The 15537-nt window shown below is 66.8% G+C and carries 18 protein-coding genes; 10 read left to right on the top strand and 8 right to left on the bottom strand.

Annotated features, from left to right (window positions below; genetic code table 11):
- The first annotated feature begins 39 nt into the window (after positions 1–39).
- Positions 40–531 carry a hypothetical protein gene (locus PV734_RS27250; RefSeq protein WP_319292471.1) on the top strand — a complete coding sequence of 164 codons (492 nt, stop codon included), beginning with the start codon at positions 40–42 and terminating at the stop codon, positions 529–531.
- Between the two features lie 295 nt (positions 532–826).
- Here the strand turns inward: PV734_RS27250 and PV734_RS27245 are convergent, their stop codons facing one another.
- From PV734_RS27245 to PV734_RS27225, 5 genes are all read right to left on the bottom strand, one after another.
- Positions 827–1132, bottom strand: coding sequence for a type II toxin-antitoxin system PemK/MazF family toxin (locus PV734_RS27245; RefSeq protein WP_319292470.1), 306 nt, complete (start codon positions 1130–1132; stop codon positions 827–829).
- Positions 1129–1332, bottom strand: coding sequence for a toxin-antitoxin system HicB family antitoxin (locus PV734_RS27240; RefSeq protein ID WP_319292468.1), 204 nt, complete (start codon positions 1330–1332; stop codon positions 1129–1131). Before PV734_RS27240 ends, PV734_RS27245 begins: the two co-directional genes overlap by 4 nt.
- A 122-nt stretch (positions 1333–1454) precedes the next feature.
- Positions 1455–2072 (bottom strand): Uma2 family endonuclease, encoded by a 618-nt coding sequence (locus tag PV734_RS27235; protein ID WP_319092160.1) that lies wholly within the window; start codon positions 2070–2072, stop codon positions 1455–1457.
- Positions 2069–3079: a helix-turn-helix domain-containing protein gene (locus PV734_RS27230; protein ID WP_319292466.1), complete on the bottom strand. Its 1011-nt coding sequence runs from the start codon at positions 3077–3079 to the stop codon at positions 2069–2071. Before PV734_RS27230 ends, PV734_RS27235 begins: the two co-directional genes overlap by 4 nt.
- Positions 3080–3240: 161 nt before the next feature.
- Complete coding sequence (locus tag PV734_RS27225; RefSeq protein ID WP_319292464.1) at positions 3241–3789, bottom strand: ATP-binding protein; 549 nt, start codon at positions 3787–3789, stop codon at positions 3241–3243.
- A 169-nt stretch (positions 3790–3958) separates the two neighbouring features.
- On the opposite strand from PV734_RS27225, the gene PV734_RS27220 reads away from it, so the two are divergent.
- The 6 genes from PV734_RS27220 (at position 3959) to PV734_RS27195 (ending at position 8244) form a co-directional block, all read left to right on the top strand.
- Positions 3959–4834 carry a helix-turn-helix transcriptional regulator gene (locus tag PV734_RS27220; RefSeq protein WP_319292462.1) on the top strand — a complete coding sequence of 292 codons (876 nt, stop codon included), beginning with the start codon at positions 3959–3961 and terminating at the stop codon, positions 4832–4834.
- Positions 4831–5043, top strand: a complete 213-nt coding sequence (locus tag PV734_RS27215) for a DUF397 domain-containing protein (RefSeq protein ID WP_319292460.1) — start codon at positions 4831–4833, stop codon at positions 5041–5043. The genes PV734_RS27220 and PV734_RS27215 overlap by 4 nt, the downstream gene beginning before the upstream one ends.
- A gap of 209 nt (positions 5044–5252) precedes the next feature.
- Positions 5253–5570 (top strand): hypothetical protein, encoded by a 318-nt coding sequence (locus tag PV734_RS27210; protein WP_319292458.1) that lies wholly within the window; start codon positions 5253–5255, stop codon positions 5568–5570.
- A 72-nt stretch (positions 5571–5642) separates the two neighbouring features.
- Positions 5643–6965, top strand: coding sequence for a hypothetical protein (locus PV734_RS27205; protein WP_319292456.1), 1323 nt, complete (start codon positions 5643–5645; stop codon positions 6963–6965).
- Positions 6966–7000: 35 nt separating this feature from the next.
- A complete protein-coding gene (locus PV734_RS27200) occupies positions 7001–7639 on the top strand; it encodes a hypothetical protein (protein WP_319292454.1) in 639 nt (212 codons plus the stop codon).
- Positions 7636–8244, top strand: a complete 609-nt coding sequence (locus PV734_RS27195) for a hypothetical protein (protein ID WP_319292453.1) — start codon at positions 7636–7638, stop codon at positions 8242–8244. The genes PV734_RS27200 and PV734_RS27195 overlap by 4 nt, the downstream gene beginning before the upstream one ends.
- A 460-nt stretch (positions 8245–8704) precedes the next feature.
- On the opposite strand, the gene PV734_RS27190 is transcribed toward PV734_RS27195, so the two are convergent.
- The 3 genes from PV734_RS27190 to PV734_RS27180 form a co-directional block, all read right to left on the bottom strand.
- A complete protein-coding gene (locus tag PV734_RS27190; RefSeq protein ID WP_319092169.1) occupies positions 8705–8995 on the bottom strand; it encodes a hypothetical protein in 291 nt (96 codons plus the stop codon).
- Positions 8992–9357, bottom strand: a complete 366-nt coding sequence (locus PV734_RS27185; protein WP_319092170.1) for a DUF6247 family protein — start codon at positions 9355–9357, stop codon at positions 8992–8994. The genes PV734_RS27190 and PV734_RS27185 overlap by 4 nt, the downstream gene beginning before the upstream one ends.
- A 284-nt stretch (positions 9358–9641) precedes the next feature.
- Positions 9642–9836, bottom strand: a complete 195-nt coding sequence (locus tag PV734_RS27180; protein ID WP_006375723.1) for a hypothetical protein — start codon at positions 9834–9836, stop codon at positions 9642–9644.
- A gap of 174 nt (positions 9837–10010) precedes the next feature.
- On the opposite strand from PV734_RS27180, the gene PV734_RS27175 reads away from it, so the two are divergent.
- The 3 genes from PV734_RS27175 to PV734_RS27165 all read left to right on the top strand — a co-directional run bounded on the left by PV734_RS27175 (position 10011) and on the right by PV734_RS27165 (position 15510).
- A complete protein-coding gene (locus PV734_RS27175) occupies positions 10011–12128 on the top strand; it encodes a S9 family peptidase (protein ID WP_319292452.1) in 2118 nt (705 codons plus the stop codon).
- 402 nt (positions 12129–12530) lie between these two features.
- Entirely contained in the window at positions 12531–13559 is a 1029-nt protein-coding gene (locus tag PV734_RS27170) for an ABC transporter permease (protein WP_319092172.1), read from the top strand.
- A 166-nt stretch (positions 13560–13725) separates the two neighbouring features.
- Positions 13726–15510, top strand: coding sequence for an ABC transporter substrate-binding protein (locus PV734_RS27165; RefSeq protein WP_319292451.1), 1785 nt, complete (start codon positions 13726–13728; stop codon positions 15508–15510).
- Positions 15511–15537: the final 27 nt, after the last annotated feature.

Raw genomic sequence — 15537 nt, 5'->3', positions numbered from 1 at the left:
CTCGCCGTGACAGCCCTGCTGTCCCTTTCGGCAGGTTGCGTGGGTGCCACGGGCGGCGGGGCAGCCTCGGGGACGGCGCTGCAGGCGGAGGGACCGGGAACGACCGGCTCCCTCGGATACTCGGACGTGAAGGTCGGCGACGTATACCGCATGGCCTTCCCGCTCACCAGGAACATCTCCAAGCAGCCCGTCTCCGTTACCGGGGTCAGGATCCTGGACATCCCGGCTGGTGTGAAGATCCTCGGGTACGGCGTCTACTCGGTGAAGGACACCCCCGGCTACCTGCTGGGCTACCACGAGACCAGTCCCCCCGTCGCCGGTTCCGTGGACCCCGCCAAGTACCCGAACTACGCCGGGCATCCGTACACCATCAAGGCGAAGGTGCTCAGCGACAAGTACGCGATGGTACGGATCAAGGTCACCGGAAAGGTGACCACGCCTCTCTCGGGCTGCGAGGCGGATTACACCCAAGGCGGCCGGTCCTACCATCAGACCCTGACCTGCAAGTTCGGGCTCGACATGGCTGAATGAGCTTGACGGCACGGCCTCCCCCTCTCGCATCACCCACGCGTGATGCCCTGCTCCGACGGCCGGGGCGGGGCGTCACGCGCGCCCATGAAGCGGTGGCCTGGTGCCGGCTTCGTCCGGGGCGGAACCCAGTTCCCGAGAGCTTCCCGAGCCGTGACCGGACCCTCGTGCTCCAGCCGGTTCTTCGCCTTACGCAGCTGGGTGATCTCCCGGGTAGCGGCTACAGAGCGGCGTCTCGATGTGCGCCGTTCGTCATACCGGGCATCGGATCGCGCGCTGTCGCATTGGGACCAGGGCCCTACAGTCCGAGAACGGAGCGAATGGCACGCTCGATGCGCTCCATCGTCTCGGGCGTCACCGCGCCCAACTGCTTGGCGTTCTCGAAGCGCCGGGCGGCGTACTGGGTGATGTTCACGGGAACGGCGACCGCTTGCACCGGATCGGTGATCGGCACGGAGACCAGTGTGTCCGGGTAGGCGCCTGCTGGATGCAGGAGCAGACACACGGCCGCCTGGAACTTCGTATTCACCTCGTCGATGGAAAGCACCACGACCGCACGAGTGGCCTCGCCGATCGGAACCTCCCAGACGGAGCCTCGCTTCAACGGATGTCCCTCGCCGGATCGTCGTCACCGGTGTCGACCAACAGCGCACCTTCACTGTCCACAGCCGCCAGCGCCTCCCGCAGTGTCTGCTCGCGCAGAGTGCGGACCATGTAGGCGTTCAGCGAAAGCCCCGCGTCAGCCGCGGCCTTGCGCACTTCGACGTCGAGATCATCTGGTATGCGAACTGTGAATACACTCATGCCACCACTGTAGTCGTCGCACCATGCACCGCGAAGGCGATTCCGGCGACGTCTGATCGACAGTCGCGGCCACGACCGAGGTCCGCCCCCGGTCTGCTGCTGCCCAGCGGACGTCTGCGCGTTCAGAACTCGCACCCCGGGGATTCCTCGTCGCGGTAGCGCGGCAGCCCGGTGGTCGGGATCGTCCAGTCGGCGATGGTGACGTCCTCGCCGTAGACGAAGTCCTTGCGGGTGGCGTATCGGGGGCCGCCGGGAGTGGGGTGAATGTCGGTGAGGACGGCGCCGCTGCCGGTGCGGGGGTCGAAGATCGCGTAGGCGGGGATGCCGATAAGGGGATAGTCGCGCGTCTTGCCGAGCCAGTCGTTGGCCGGGTTCGAGCTGGATACGACTTCGATCGCGGCGATGAGCGTACGTGGGTCGAACGCCCCCTCGCCTTCCATGCCCGCCTCGGCGATCAGCATGACGTCCGGATGGCGCATGATGCCCTCGGGTTCGTCCTCCACGTCCGGGGTCCCGGTGTGGGCGACGAGCCCTTCCGGCATGACCTGCTCGAGTCTCCTCCGCAGGCGCGCCACAGTCAGTTCGTGGGGACCATTGGGCCGCAGCAGGTCGTGGACGATCCCTTCCTTGGTGACCTCGAATTTCCCGGGAAGCATGTCGTCCATCGCCTGAACGAAGTCCCGCATGGTCCGGTACACGTGGGATGCGCTTCGCTGCGCGCCGTCCGGGCCGGTGGTCATCGCACTCGTTCCTCGTTATTTGCCTGCCCGGTGGGCCTCATGAGATCGGATCGGCAGTCGCGACAGCGACCCGGCCCCGGCGCGCGGAAAGCACGCTCGCAGCCGTCGCAGGTCTGCAACGGGCTCCGGACGGCCGGTGTCGATGCCACCGGTGCGCGGTACGGCGCCGGAGGCGGCAGCTGGGCGGTGAGGCGGTGGGCCAGGAAGGCAGCGGGGCGGCGCATGCCTTCGGGTGGCAGGTCACGGGTCAGCGCGTGCCGTACGGCGGTGGGGCTGGCGTCGCGCTCCAGCCAGGCGGCGACGCCGGGCGCGAGGTGGGCCGTGTCGCAGACGGACAGCAGCATGTCGGGGTCGAGGCGACGGAGGCCGGCGAGGAGCTCGGTGGCCGCCTGAAGGAGACCCTCCCCCTTGTAGGCGGGCTGCGGTACGGCGGGGAGGGGCTTGCTTGGGGTGCGCTTCTTCGGCGGGCCGGGGGCAGCGGTGGTGGGGTGCGCGGGTCGGGCGGGAGGTTCGGGGATGGGGTCCTGGTCGGCGGGAAGTCCCGGCTCGGGATCCGGGTTGGGCTGCGGCTGCGGCTGCGGCTCAGCGCGGAGACCAGCGGCGCGATGGCGTTCAGGCTGGTTGCAGGAGGTCGTACGGGTGACGATCCGGCCGTCCGGGACGCGTTCGCGTGAGCGGCGCAGATAACCGTGGGTCTCCAGTTCGCGCAGGGCTGCGGCGATACGGTCCGCCCCCTCGGGGAACTTCCTGGCGAGCGTCTTGATGTCGACGAGGGCACCGGCAGGCAGCGACTGGATGTGTACGGCCAGCCCGATGGCGAGCAGCGACAGCTCGGGGTGCTGGGCGAGGTGGTTGCCGATCACCGTGAAGCGGGTGTCGTGGCGGGTGTTGTCGTGGACGACGCCGGAGACGCCGGAGGCGTTGGAACTGGATCGCCGGTGGGGGCGGTTGTTGCCCGAGCCACGGGCTTCGGGATGCGGGGGCACGCTAAGGTTTTTGGTATCCATCGGGAAGCCCTAACTTCCTTGGTGGTCAGGCCCTCGCATTGGGATGCCAGTCCCGGCGAGGGCCGTCGCATGTCTGCGGTTGTCTGTGATGTCGGTGATGGTGCTGCTGCGCTGAGCGTAGGGCAGGCAACCGGGAACGAATCCAGCCGAGTTGGCGATGTTCACTCGGGAGAGTGACGGGGCCCGACAGCAGGCGGGAGGGGGTGGGTTTGGTACCGGTTCTTTCCCTCTTGTGTTTCTTGGAAAAGAGCGCCGACGCCACCGAAGCACCCGCCGCCGGGTTCCGGTACGACGTCGACTTCCGCCCACACCGTTTTGCGTGGACGTAGCCCCGGACCCCACCCCCAGCGGTCGGCGAGCGCCTCGACCAGGAGCAGGCCCCGCCCCGACTCCGCGTCGTCGGAGGGACGTTGAGGACTGGGCGAAACGTCCCCACAGGTATCGGTCACCTCGATGCGCAGGGTGACGCCGATGACGTACATCGTGAGCCGGAAGTCCCGCCCCGGGACGCGCCCGTGGGTGACGGCGTTGGCTGCCAGTTCGGCCACGACCTGTCGCGCCGGGTCCACCGGCAGCCCCCAGGAACGCAGTTGCTCGGCGGCGAGCAGCCGGGCGAGACGGGCCCCACGGGGCGTGGGAGAGAGCCGCACGCTGAAGTTGCGGAAGCTGTAGCCGGGTTGAGCCTCAGAGGCGGCGGTTTCTTGGTTCACGTCACTCAGAGTGGCCGAATGAACCTACCGTGAGCAGTGACTCTGCCGATGCGTACGGTGACTGTCCGGAGCTTGTCCGGTCGTGTCCGGGCTGTCGGAACGGAGCGTACGGGTAGGGCGGGGGACAGTGCGGGAGCACCACAGCGCGGTACGACGGAGGAGCGCGGGCATGAGCGTGGACAGCGACGCGGGGCGACTCAAGACCGAGGCGGACGAGCCAGGTTGGGAGGTGGACCCGGACGACGAGTGGGGCGTGGCGGTCGTGGAGACGGTCGGGCGCCAGCTGAAGCTGCGCAGGGAGGCAGTGGGAATGCGCGCCGCCGACTTCGGAGCGGCCCTCGGGTACGGCGAGGACCTGGTCTACAAGATCGAGGGCGGCAAGCGGATCGCCCGCCCCGAGTACATGGACAAGGCCGACGAGGTGTTGGGGGCGGACGGCCTGATCTCCGCCATGAAGGAAGACTTGGAGAAGGTCCAGTACCCGAAGAAGGTTCGAGCGTTGGCGAACATGGAGGCGAAGGCGGTGGAGCTTCAGCTCTACGACCCGCTGAACATCCACGGCTTGCTGCAGACCCCGGAGTACGCCCGCACGCTACTGATGATGCGGCGCCCCGCGTACACCGCAAGCGAGGTGGAGCGGTTCTTCGCCGCGCGCGTGGCCCGCAAGTCGGTCTTCGAGCGGGATCCGGCGCCTGAACTCGGGTTCGTGGTGGAGGAGTGGACACTACGGCGTCCGCTTGGAGGGAAGGCTCTGCTGCGCCGTCAGCTCGAACACCTTCTGGAGACGGGACAGTTGCGAGGCACCGAGCTTCAAGTGATGCCGATGGACCGCGAGGAGCACGCCGGTGTGGACGGCAGCATCGAAGTGCTGAAGTTCGCGGACGGTTCGGCGGTGGGGCGTTCGCCCGCACTGGCAAACGGCCGACCGGTCTCCGATGCGAGGCAGCTCCGTATCCTTGAACTGCGCTACGGCATCATCCGAGGCCAAGCTCTCACCCCGCGTGAGTCCACGGCCTTCCTCGAACAACTGCTGGGGGAAACATGAACCGCGACATCACAACCGAGGGCGCCTCCGGCCCGGCATGGTTCAAGAGCAGCTACAGCAGCGGCAGCGAGGGCGACTCCTGCGTCGAGATCGCGGTCACCCCCGGTACCGTCCACGTTCGCGACTCGAAGAACGCAGAGCGCGGTCCTCGCCTAGCCTTCGCGCCCGCCGCCTGGTCAGCCTTCGTGCCGTACCCGACCGAACGCTGACCAACTCGCCACGTGGACGCAGCGAGTCGGCACGAAACCCGTTTCCCTGCAGTTCGGCGACGCCTCCACGTCGGCGTAGGCGACAGGTTTGCACGGCTTACGATCCCGCTGCTCAACAGCCACGGGATGCGCCGGCTGCCCAACCCGTAAGATCTTCGCTCATTCCAGCCGATCGGCTGATTCCGTCAGATCGACGCAACGGGGGTGCCATGTCAGGCGAAGGCGAGCGCGCTCGGCTCGATCTCGACGTGATCAGAGGAATGGGTACGGGGCTCAGCAATGTGAAGAAGGCGTTCGACGGAATCGAAAAGCTTGGGCAATACCTGGAGTATTTCGGCGACGGCGATCTCGCCGATAAATTCGAGGACTTCGTGGACAACTGGGAGATCAGCCGCGGGAAGTTGGCGGAAGAGGTCGGCGCGATGGCTGAGATCACCAAGGCGGCGGCGCAGGCGTACGAAGATATTGATCACCAGCTGGCTGAGGCGATCCGGGGCGCCCAGAGCTCCAAGAAAAAGGGGAAGTAGTTCATGGGGGGACGTCCTCGCGACTGGCATCCGGTGGCGGAAAGGGATCCCATTCCTGGAGATCCTGACCAGATGGCGTCGTTGGGCAGGAAACTACGCAAGACTGCAGATGAACTTGAGCGTCAGATCAAAAATCTGAAAGCTATTACTGAAGTTGACGCCTGGGACAGCAAGGCCGGCAAGGAGTTCCGGGAGAGGGCCAAAGGCAACACCAAGAAGCTCGAAGCCGCCTTCAAGAGGTACGACACAGCGGCTGATGCCATCGGTACCGAGGTGACAGAAGTAGGCGGTGGCTACCAGGACAGGCTGCATGCCGGACCCAAGAACTACGCTTCCGACCTGAACCGCGCCCAGGAGATCGCCGACGCAGCGCTGAAGGATGCTCGGGACGCGGAAGAGCGCAAGGGCACGGCGCAGAAGACCCTGGCCAACCTGTCCGACAAGGACGGGAAGAAGGACGACGACACCGCCAAGGAGCAGCGCAAGAAACTGGAGTCCCAACTGGATGCCGCCGGGGGCGAGATCGAGGCGGCTCGGGAGAAGATCGGCGAAGCCAAGCGGATCAGGGATGATGCGGCGAAGCGTGCCCGCGACTCCCTCGATGCCGTCATCAACCATGACTCCCTGAAGGACGGCTTCTGGGACACGTTGGTCAAGACGATCGCCGACGTCACGTCTGTCATCGCCACGGTGTGCGGGATTCTCTCACTGGTTGTCGGCTGGATCCCCGTGATCGGGCAGGCGCTGGCCGGCGTCCTGGGCGCCATCGCGATGATCGCCACATTGATCAATTTCTTGGCGACCTTCGTGATGGTCCTCCAAGGGAACGCCGAATGGCTGGATCTGGGAATGTCCGCACTCGGATTCCTGCTGATGGGCGTCGGCAAGGGATTCTCCAAGATCGCCGGGAAGTTCGCGAAGGGTGCACTCGGCAAGTTGGGCAGGGCCGGGACTGCCAGTACCGCCCGCCAAGTGGGCCGAGCGAACAAGAACCTCAGGAAACTGTCCGGAAAGTCTTTCAAGCTCGGCAAGGGTGACGCGTGGAAGTCAATGAAGGAGCCCTTCACCGAGCCGTTCTCGAAGAGCGCGTGGAGTAACAACCTCAAGATCCTGAAGCCCGGAAGCGGCAACTACGTCGCGGCACGCAACGAAATCACGGCGCGTGGCGGAGGAAAGTTCTTCACGGGGTTGGGAAAGTCACTCTCCATCGCCGATCCCGGTGTGGCCTCCGACCTCAAGTCCATCAAAATGGGCACCTCGGCGCTCGGCGGTCAATTCGACACCAACGCTGTCAACGCGATCTCCAAGACTGCCAGCCGTATGTCCCTGGTCGGCGCCGGTATTACGCTGGGCGGCTTGGGCCTGGACAGTAACCTCAACCCGCTCCTGGGCTGAGCCCAGCGACCACACCAAGGCGCGAAAGGAACAACATGACCACACCGGAAAGTGGCGCCCCACTGATCGAAGGCTTCGAGTGTCAAATCGACTTTCAGCCTGGATGGATCGACCTGACACTCAAAGAGGGCACGAAGGCCGAAGCCAAGGCGCTGGCCACGGAAGTTGTCAACAGGCTCAATCCACTCGCTCTGGAAATCGAGAAAAGCGCGGTCTTCGACGACATGGTCGAGCGGGCCGTGGACCTGAACGACGACGCCCCCTCCCTCGTGGCGGCCTACTACGCCGAGAACGGCGAGGCTCTCGCCAATCTCATGGTCGACTCCTACGGCGACGAGGGTGTGGATCGCCCCACCCCGGAAGAGGTTCAGCCGCTGCTCCTGGAGTGGGAGAACGCCGAGCCCAAGGGTGAACCACAGGTGACATATCTGGAGTTGCCCGCCGGCCCAGCCGTTCGTGTGCAGTCGATGCTTCAGGTGAAGCGCATGTTCGGCTTCGGACGGAAATTGACTGAATTCATCAAGTACGCCGTTTTCCCACACGGCATGAAGAGTCTCATTGTCGTGACGGTGACGTGGGAGGCGGTCGCCCGCACGGAGGAAATCACGGAGCTGGCCGACGAGGCGGTCCAGACCCTGCGGATCACCCCGCTCACCTCCGGAGACACCGAGTGAAGACATCCGACGAGTTCACCTCTCCTCCCCAGGACTACAACGTCGTCGTGCCGGACGGCTGGTTTCAGCTCGCGCTGGATCCCGATGACCGGGATCGAGGCATCGTCGCCCTGGCTGATCGGCAGTTCCGCGGTGTGGACAACGCTCCTCATTTGAAGGAGCAGTTCATGCGGGATCTACAGAAGCAGGCGAAAAACGCGTACAAGGTCGGCGGCACGGAGCTCTACATCTCCACCCTCGCTATCGGACCTGTGCCGCTGGCATCGTCCCTGCTGATCAGTGTTCCGGCGCCTGACGAGTGGCCCAAGTGCTCGGATGCCGAGGAACTCGCGGAACATCTGGCCGATCAGAACGACGATGACACCCAAGTAGGCGTTGTCGAGCTGGCCGTGGCGGGCAAGGCGGTGCGCCAGCGCCGCAGGGCGCCGGCTGCTCCTGAGGCGCAGATGGGCAACACCCTCCCGACGACGACGCTCACGTACTACGTACCCATTCCCGCCACCAGTCGCTGGCTGATATTGAACTTCTCCACACCGATAGATCCTCTGGCGGACCAGATGGTGGCGCTGTTCGACACGGTGGCAGGGACGCTGCACTGGGGCTGAGCCGATGGCGGTGAAGCAGCGCGAAGCGTCCCGGCTGCGTGAAGGACTCGGGATCGCCGGGTTCGCGCTCATGGCCGGCCCGCATGGAGAGGTGTGGATCCCACGCATGGCTCGCTCCGCCGCGACGGCTGTCTGCTGGGGCGGGGCGCTGGCATCCCTGAGCTGTGTACTGGGGTCTCTGCCTGGCAGGAACTGCCCGTCGTGCAAGGCATTGCCTACATCCCCGGTACAGGCAGCTCGCTCATCGCGTACGCGAGCACCACGGCCGTCGTCGGGTGGCTCGTCCACCGTGTGAGCAACGCGCGAGTCGAGGAGTGTCGGGCGCGAGAGCGCGAACGTGTGCGCAAGAAGGGGAAGGGTAGAAGCCGTGCGGCGACACGGCACGGGTAGGCAGTTGCGGGACTCGGCATGCCAGACCGAACGCTGACCGACTCGCCACCCGGACGCGGCGAGCCCGGCCTCACAGGTTGACGCGCTTGACGTATACGCGCTTGCGGTACTCAACGACCTGGTACCAGACGAGGATCGTTCCGGTGCTGTAGGTGCGTAGCCGCATGGGGTTCTGGTCCTCGTCGAGGCGGCCCTCCGGGCCGAGACCGTATGCGGCCAGGTCTGCCAGCGCAGATGCGATGACAGCGACGGCCTCCCGGTCTGGGGCCTTCATGCCGCCGACAACCCACTCGGCGTCAGGGTCGTACTCCCAGGCCCACCCGGTGATGTCGTCCTCAATGCCTTCTTGTCGTTCGTTCACCGCAGAGCGACTCCGGCCTCCTCCGATGCCGTGTCGAGTATGCGGGTGACTGCGGCCTGGGCCTGCCGGAAGGCGGCCTCCGGGGCGCTCGGATCGGCGATGACCTGCTCGGCGTCGCGCATCATGCGCGCCTGCTCAGGGTGACGCTCGATGGCGACGAGTGTTGCCCACTTCTCCAGGAACAGCCTCATGGGTGTGGTGGACGAGAGCTGGATGGCCTGGTCGAAGGCCGCACCGAGGTCGCGGTCGAACTCGGGAAGCCGCGCGAGCGCGATCTGCTTGACGGCTTCGCGCAGGGCATCGCGAGTGGTCGGCGGCTGCGGGATGAGCGGTGGCCGTGTCTCGGCGTGCTGTGCACTCATGCGTGTTCCCTTCAACGCTGCTCGCCACGACCCTAGCCGCCCCCACATGCGGAGGGCGAGCTGTTCTCAAGGCCCGGCATCCAGGACGCCGACCGCCTGAACGGCAAACCGCGTTTCAGCGCCTCGCGAGCGATCAGGTCCCCGTAGGACCTGTGGTCACCAGCGCGCCAGGGAAGCGGAGCAGGTCCGCCGGGGTCGGCTCCGGTCACGCACCCACCGGAGCCCATCGGCTTCCACCCCGACCCACCGGCAGCCCACCCAGGCGCTGCCCAGCGGACCCGGCGTCAGAACTTCAGGTCGCCGATCATGCCCGCGATGCTTGTCGTCAGGTCGCTGATCGTCGGGGCGAAGGTCGATGAGGCCATGTAGAACCCCAGCAGCATGCACACAACCGCATGGCCTCCCTTGAGTCCTGACTTCTTGATCAGCAAGAAGACGATGATCGCCAGCAGCACTACCGCCGAAATCGAGAGCGCCACGGCGGCTCACCTCCAAAGGGCCCAGGGACCGGGGGTCGGACTATGGGGGCAGTAAATCCATACAGTGGCCAGCAGGTTCATACCCACTCGCCGCCAGTGATCATAACTATTCGCCCGCGCGCATCGGTCGGCGCACGGCCGCACAAGGGGGCGCATGGCCAATATGGTCGAGCCATGACTACCGAGCCCGTCTCCTTCCCCCGTCGGCACGCCCGAACCCAGCGGTTCACGTTCGGGGCGCCCCGCGCCTTCAGCGTGGCGCCCGACGGTTCACGGGTCGTCTACCTGCGTTCCTCCGCCGGCACCGACCGGGCGAACAAGCTCTGGGTGCTCGACCTCCCGGACGGCGGCGAGCGCGTCGCAGCCGACCCGTTCGCGCTTCTCGGCGGGGCCGGCGAGAAGCTGTCCGCCGAGGAGCGGGCGCGTCGGGAGCGCAGCCGTGAGGGCAGCGCCGGGATCGTCGGTTACGCCACCGACTCGGCCGTCGAACTGGCCGCCTTCGCCTTGTCCGGGCGGCTTTTCGTGGCCGAACTACAGGCCGGGACAGTGCGCGAGATCCCCGCTTCGAGGCCCGTTCTCGACCCTCGCCCCTCCCCCGACGGACGGCTCCTCGCGTACGTCGCGGACGGCGCCCTGCGCCTCACCGACCTGGCCGGCGAGCAGTCCCGCGTACTCGCGGAGCCCGAGTCGGAGACGGTGACGTACGGGCTGGCCGAGTTCATCGCGGCCGAGGAGATGGACCGTTCACGCGGCTTCTGGTGGTCCCCGGAGTCCGACCGGCTGCTGGTCGCGCGGGCCGACGACGCGCCCGTGGACCGCTGGTGGATCTCCGATCCGGCGCATCCGGAACGGGAACCGCAGCGGGTCGCCTATCCGGCTGCGGGCACCCTGAACGCGGACGTGCGGCTCTTCGTACTCACCCTCGAAGGGGTGCGCACCGAGGTTGTCTGGGATCGGAGGACATACCCGTACTTGGCGCGTGTGCACTGGTCAGGGGCGGGGGCGCCGCTGATTCTGGTGCAGTCGCGGGACCAGCGCGGGCAGCTCTTCCTGGCCGTGGACCCGGACACGGGGGCGACCCGGATGGTGCACGCGGAGGAAGATCCACATTGGCTTGATCTTTTCCCTGGTGTGCCCTGCTGGAGCCCCTCCGGACAGCTCGTGCGGATCGCCGACGAGGGCGGCGTCAGGGTACTGGCGGTTGGTGAACGGCCCCTGACGGGCGCCCAGTTGCACATCCGGGCGGTGCTGGACGTCACCGCCGACGACGTCCTTGTGTCGGCGTCGGCAGGTGAGGCGGCCGTCGGCACCGAGATCGGCGAAGTACACGTCTATCGAGTGAACGAGCTCGGACTGGAGCGCGTCTCGCAAGAGCCCGGCGTGCACTCGGCGGTTCGCGCCGGGGGCGTGACCGTACTCCTGTCGGCGGTGCCCGACCGGCCGGGGGTCCAGGTGCAGGTGCTGCGCGACGGGAAGAAAGCGGCGACCGTCACCTCGTACGCCGAAGACCCCGGTTTGTCCCCGCGCATCACCCTCATCGAGGGGGGCGCACGCCGAATTCCATGCGCCCTGCTTATGCCGTCCGACTACGACGGCGTCACTCCCCTCCCTGTCCTCATGGACCCCTACGGTGGCCCGCACGGCCCCCGCGTGGTCGCCGCGCACAACGCGCACCTCACCTCGCAGTGGTTCGCCGACCAGGGTTTCGCGGTGGTCGTCGCGGACGGCCGGGGCACCCCGGGACGCTCGCCGGCCTGGGAGAAGGCGGTGCACGGGGACCTCACCGTCTCCCTCGACGACCAGATCGAGGCCCTGCACAGCCTCGCCGAACACCACCCGCTCGACCTCTCCCGGGTGGCGATCCGGGGCTGGTCGTACGGCGGCTGGCTCGCGGGGCTGGCGGTGCTGCGGCGTCCGGACGTCTTCCACGCGGGCATCGCGGGCGCCCCGGTGACGGACTGGCGGCTGTACGACACGCACTACACGGAGCGGTACCTGGGCGACCCGGCCACGGCACCGGAGGCGTACGCCAACAGCTCACTGGTGACGGAGGCCGGGCTGTCCTCGCCTGCCGAGCCGCATCGCCCACTGATGGTCGTCCACGGCACCGCCGACGACAACGTGGTCTTCGCGCACACCCTGCGCCTGTCCTCGGCCCTGCTGGCCGCGGGCCGCCCGCACGAGGTGCTCCCGCTGTCGGGCGTCACCCACATGACCCCGCAGGAACAGGTCGCGGAGAACCTGCTCCTGCTTCAAGTGGACTTCCTGAAGCGGGCGTTGGGGCTCGCGTAGGTCCCGCACAAGTCCCGCGCCGAGCTGGTGCGGGCACGGCAACGGGCCGGGGCTACATGGCGAGCCCCGGCCCGTTTACGGCACCCGCACGGCCGTACGTTCCTCAGAGTGGCCCGTCCATATATCGAGACCGGGTCGGCGAAGTTGCCTGCGTGTTAACGCGATTCGCGTGCTTTTGTATGGTTATTTCCATTCGTCGGCAAGATCGTCCCGGATTCCGGATCACCTCGACACCGCTCCGCCTCACCTCCGACGCCGCTCCGGCTTCCCTCCCGCTTTGGTCATGGCCGTCCAAAGCCGACCCAAGTGGCGGCCCACCCCTGAGTCAAAGGGCAAAAGTCCAGATCAAAGGCGTCAACAAAACATTGACGGCGGCTGAAGCGGCGCTGAAAAGTCCCCAATGTGACCTCGTCTATACCTTCCGCCACCGCACCCCAGGTGACGGCCGATTCCGGAGCCGTTCCGCCGACGCCCACCGCGCCGGCCCGCGGCGGCACCGGCCGCTCGCCTGGCCGGATCGCCTGGCTGCGCTTCCGCCGCGACCGCACCGGTGTCGTCTCCGCCGTCGTCGTCGTGGTGTTCTTCGTCGCGGGCATCGGAGCCCCGCTGATCTCCAAGATCTACGGCAAGGACCCGTACACCACGTACGGCCAGAACGGCACCGGCCTGCTCAACGAGTTCGGCTTCCCGATCCGGCCCAACGGCGGTATCAGCGGCGACTTCTGGTTCGGAGTCGAGCCCCAACTCGGCCGGGACGTCTTCACCCTGCTGCTCTACGGCATCCGCAACTCGCTGCTCATCGCCACGGTGACGACCCTGCTGGTCACCCTGTTCGGCATCGCCGTCGGTCTCACGGCCGGCTATCTGGGCGGGCGGATCGACAGCTTCGTCGGCCGGGTCATCGACATCCTGCTGGCGTTCCCCTCCACCCTGTTCTTCATCGCCTTCTGGCCGGTGATGATCTCGATCTTCGTGTCGCCGGAGGAGAACACCCCGACCTGGCTGACCGTCGTCAGCCTCGTCTCCGTGATGACCGCGTTCGGCTGGGCACCCCTCGCCCGACTGCTGCGCGGTGAGGTACTCGCCCTGCGTGAAAGGGAGTTCGTCGAGTCCGCCAAGGTCACCGGGGCCTCTCCGGCCCGGATCGTCTTCAAGGAACTGCTGCCCAACCTCTGGACGCCGATCCTCATCCAGGCCACCCTCGCGCTGCCCATGTACGTGACCACCGAGGCGGCGCTCGCCTTCCTCGGGGTCGGGCTCAGCGACCCCACGCCCGACTGGGGCGTCATGATCCAGCGCGGGGCGCAGGTCTACCAGAACGACATCACGTACATGCTCTTCCCCGGTCTGTCGATGGTGATCTTCGTGATCGCCTTCAACCTGCTCGGCGACTCCGTGCGCGACGCGCTGGACCCGAAGATCAGGCGCTGAACAGCGGCCCGGCCACCGCCCGCACCGGCACCACCTCGTACTCCGCGCCCCGCAACCCGCACCCCGCAACCCGCACCCCGCAACCCGCACCGCAGAAATCCGGAAACACCGGAACAACCGGAACCACCGGGAACACCCCTTCTCCCTGATTCAGGCAGGACAACCCATGTCTCTCTCCCGCAGAAACTTCGTCATCGCCACCACGGTCGCCGCCGGCGGCTCCATGGCCCTGTCCGCGTGCAGCAGCGGTGGTGGGGGCGGTGGCGGCACGTCGGGGGGCGGCGCGGCCGGGACCAGCAAGTTCGCGTCGGTCAGCATCGGCACCGCGAAGGACTCCACGGGGCCCGCGCCGGAGATCCCGGGAGCGAAGAAGGGCGGCACGATCCGGCCGATCGGCCCGCAGGACTTCTCGCACCTCGACCCGCAGCGCATCTACTACTCGTGGAACTCCGAGATCGGCAACCTCTACATCCGCTGTCTGACCGGCTACCGCATCGACGGCGGCGCGATGAAGCTCGTCGGCGACCTCGCCACCGACACCGGCACCATGTCGGACGGCGGCAAGACCTGGACGTACACCCTGAAGGACGGCCTGAAGTGGGAGGACGGCAGTGAGCTGACCGTCGAGGACGTACGGCACGGCATCGAGCGCGGCTTCGCCAGCTTCACCACCGAGGGCGCCACCTACCTCCAGGCCGCGCTGACCGGCACCAACGACTTCCGCTCGGTCTACAAGGGCCCGTACGACGGCAAGCACCTCGACTCGGTCGTCACGGACACCGCGAAGAAGACAATCACCTTCCACCTCAAGACGGCCCGCCCTGACCTCAACTGGACGCTGGCCATGCAGTCGTACGGAGCGGTGTCCGCCAAGCACGACACCAAGGAGAAGTACGACAAGGACCCGTTCTCCTGCGGGCCCTACCGGCTCTCCGCACACTCCGTCGACAAGTCGCTGACGATGGTCCGCAACACCCACTGGGACCCGGCGACCGACCCGATCCGCAACGCCTACCCGGACTCCTTCGCCTTCGAGTTCGGCCCCGAGGCCCTGCAGAGCACCGACCGGCTGATCGCGGACTCCGGGACCGACCAGTACGCGATCATGGCGTACAGCGGGGTGCCCGCCGAGCGCATCCAGAAGGTACTGACGACGCCCGCGCTGAAGAGCCGTACCGTCGACGGACTCCTCACGGGTCTGTACTACTACGCCATCAACTGCAAGCGGATCACCGACCTGAAGGTCCGTCAGGCGCTCAACTACGCCTGGCCGTTGCAGCAGATCCGGACGATCTACGGCGGCCCCTCCGCCGGCGACTACGCGACCACGATCCTCGGCCCGGACATGGCCGGCCGGGTGAAGTTCGACATCTACGGCAAGCTCACCAAGCCGCAGGGCGACACCGCGAAGGCCAAGGCGCTGCTGAAGGAGGCCGGCAAGCTCGGCCAGAAGATCGTCTACACCTACCCGCAGGGCGGCAACGACGCCTACGAGAAGACCAAGGTCGTCATCGCCAACGCCCTGAAGGAGGCCGGTTTCGACCCGGTGGTCAAGCCGGTGGAGTCGACCAGCTACTACGACCAGATCCAGCAGATCGACAACTCGTTCGACGTGATGTGGTTCGGCTGGTCCCCCGACTGGCCCACCGGCTACACCATGCTCCAGCCCCTCTTCGACGGCCGGGTGATCGCCAACGGCGCCAACAACGTCTCCCAGCTGAAGGTGAACTGGGTGGACGCCGCGATCGACAAGGCCGCCGCCATCACCAACCCGACGCAGGCCGACGCGGCCTGGGCGGCCCTGGACAAGGAGCTCATGGAGAAGGAGGCGCCGATCATCCCCGAGACCTACCAGCGCCGCTTCTACCTGTACGGCAGCAAGGTCGGCGGCACCGAGTACGACCCCCTCAACTCGTCGTTCGTCCTCTACAAGCTGTACGCGAAGTCGTAGGTCGTTCGCTTTCTGCGGGCCCGTGGG

Source organism: Streptomyces sp. AK08-02, from assembly GCF_033795085.1.
In the GTDB taxonomy this organism is placed as follows: domain Bacteria; phylum Actinomycetota; class Actinomycetes; order Streptomycetales; family Streptomycetaceae; genus Streptomyces; species Streptomyces echiniscabiei.
Note: the sequence above shows the minus strand (reverse complement) of the source record. Positions and strands in the feature narration are given on the sequence as shown.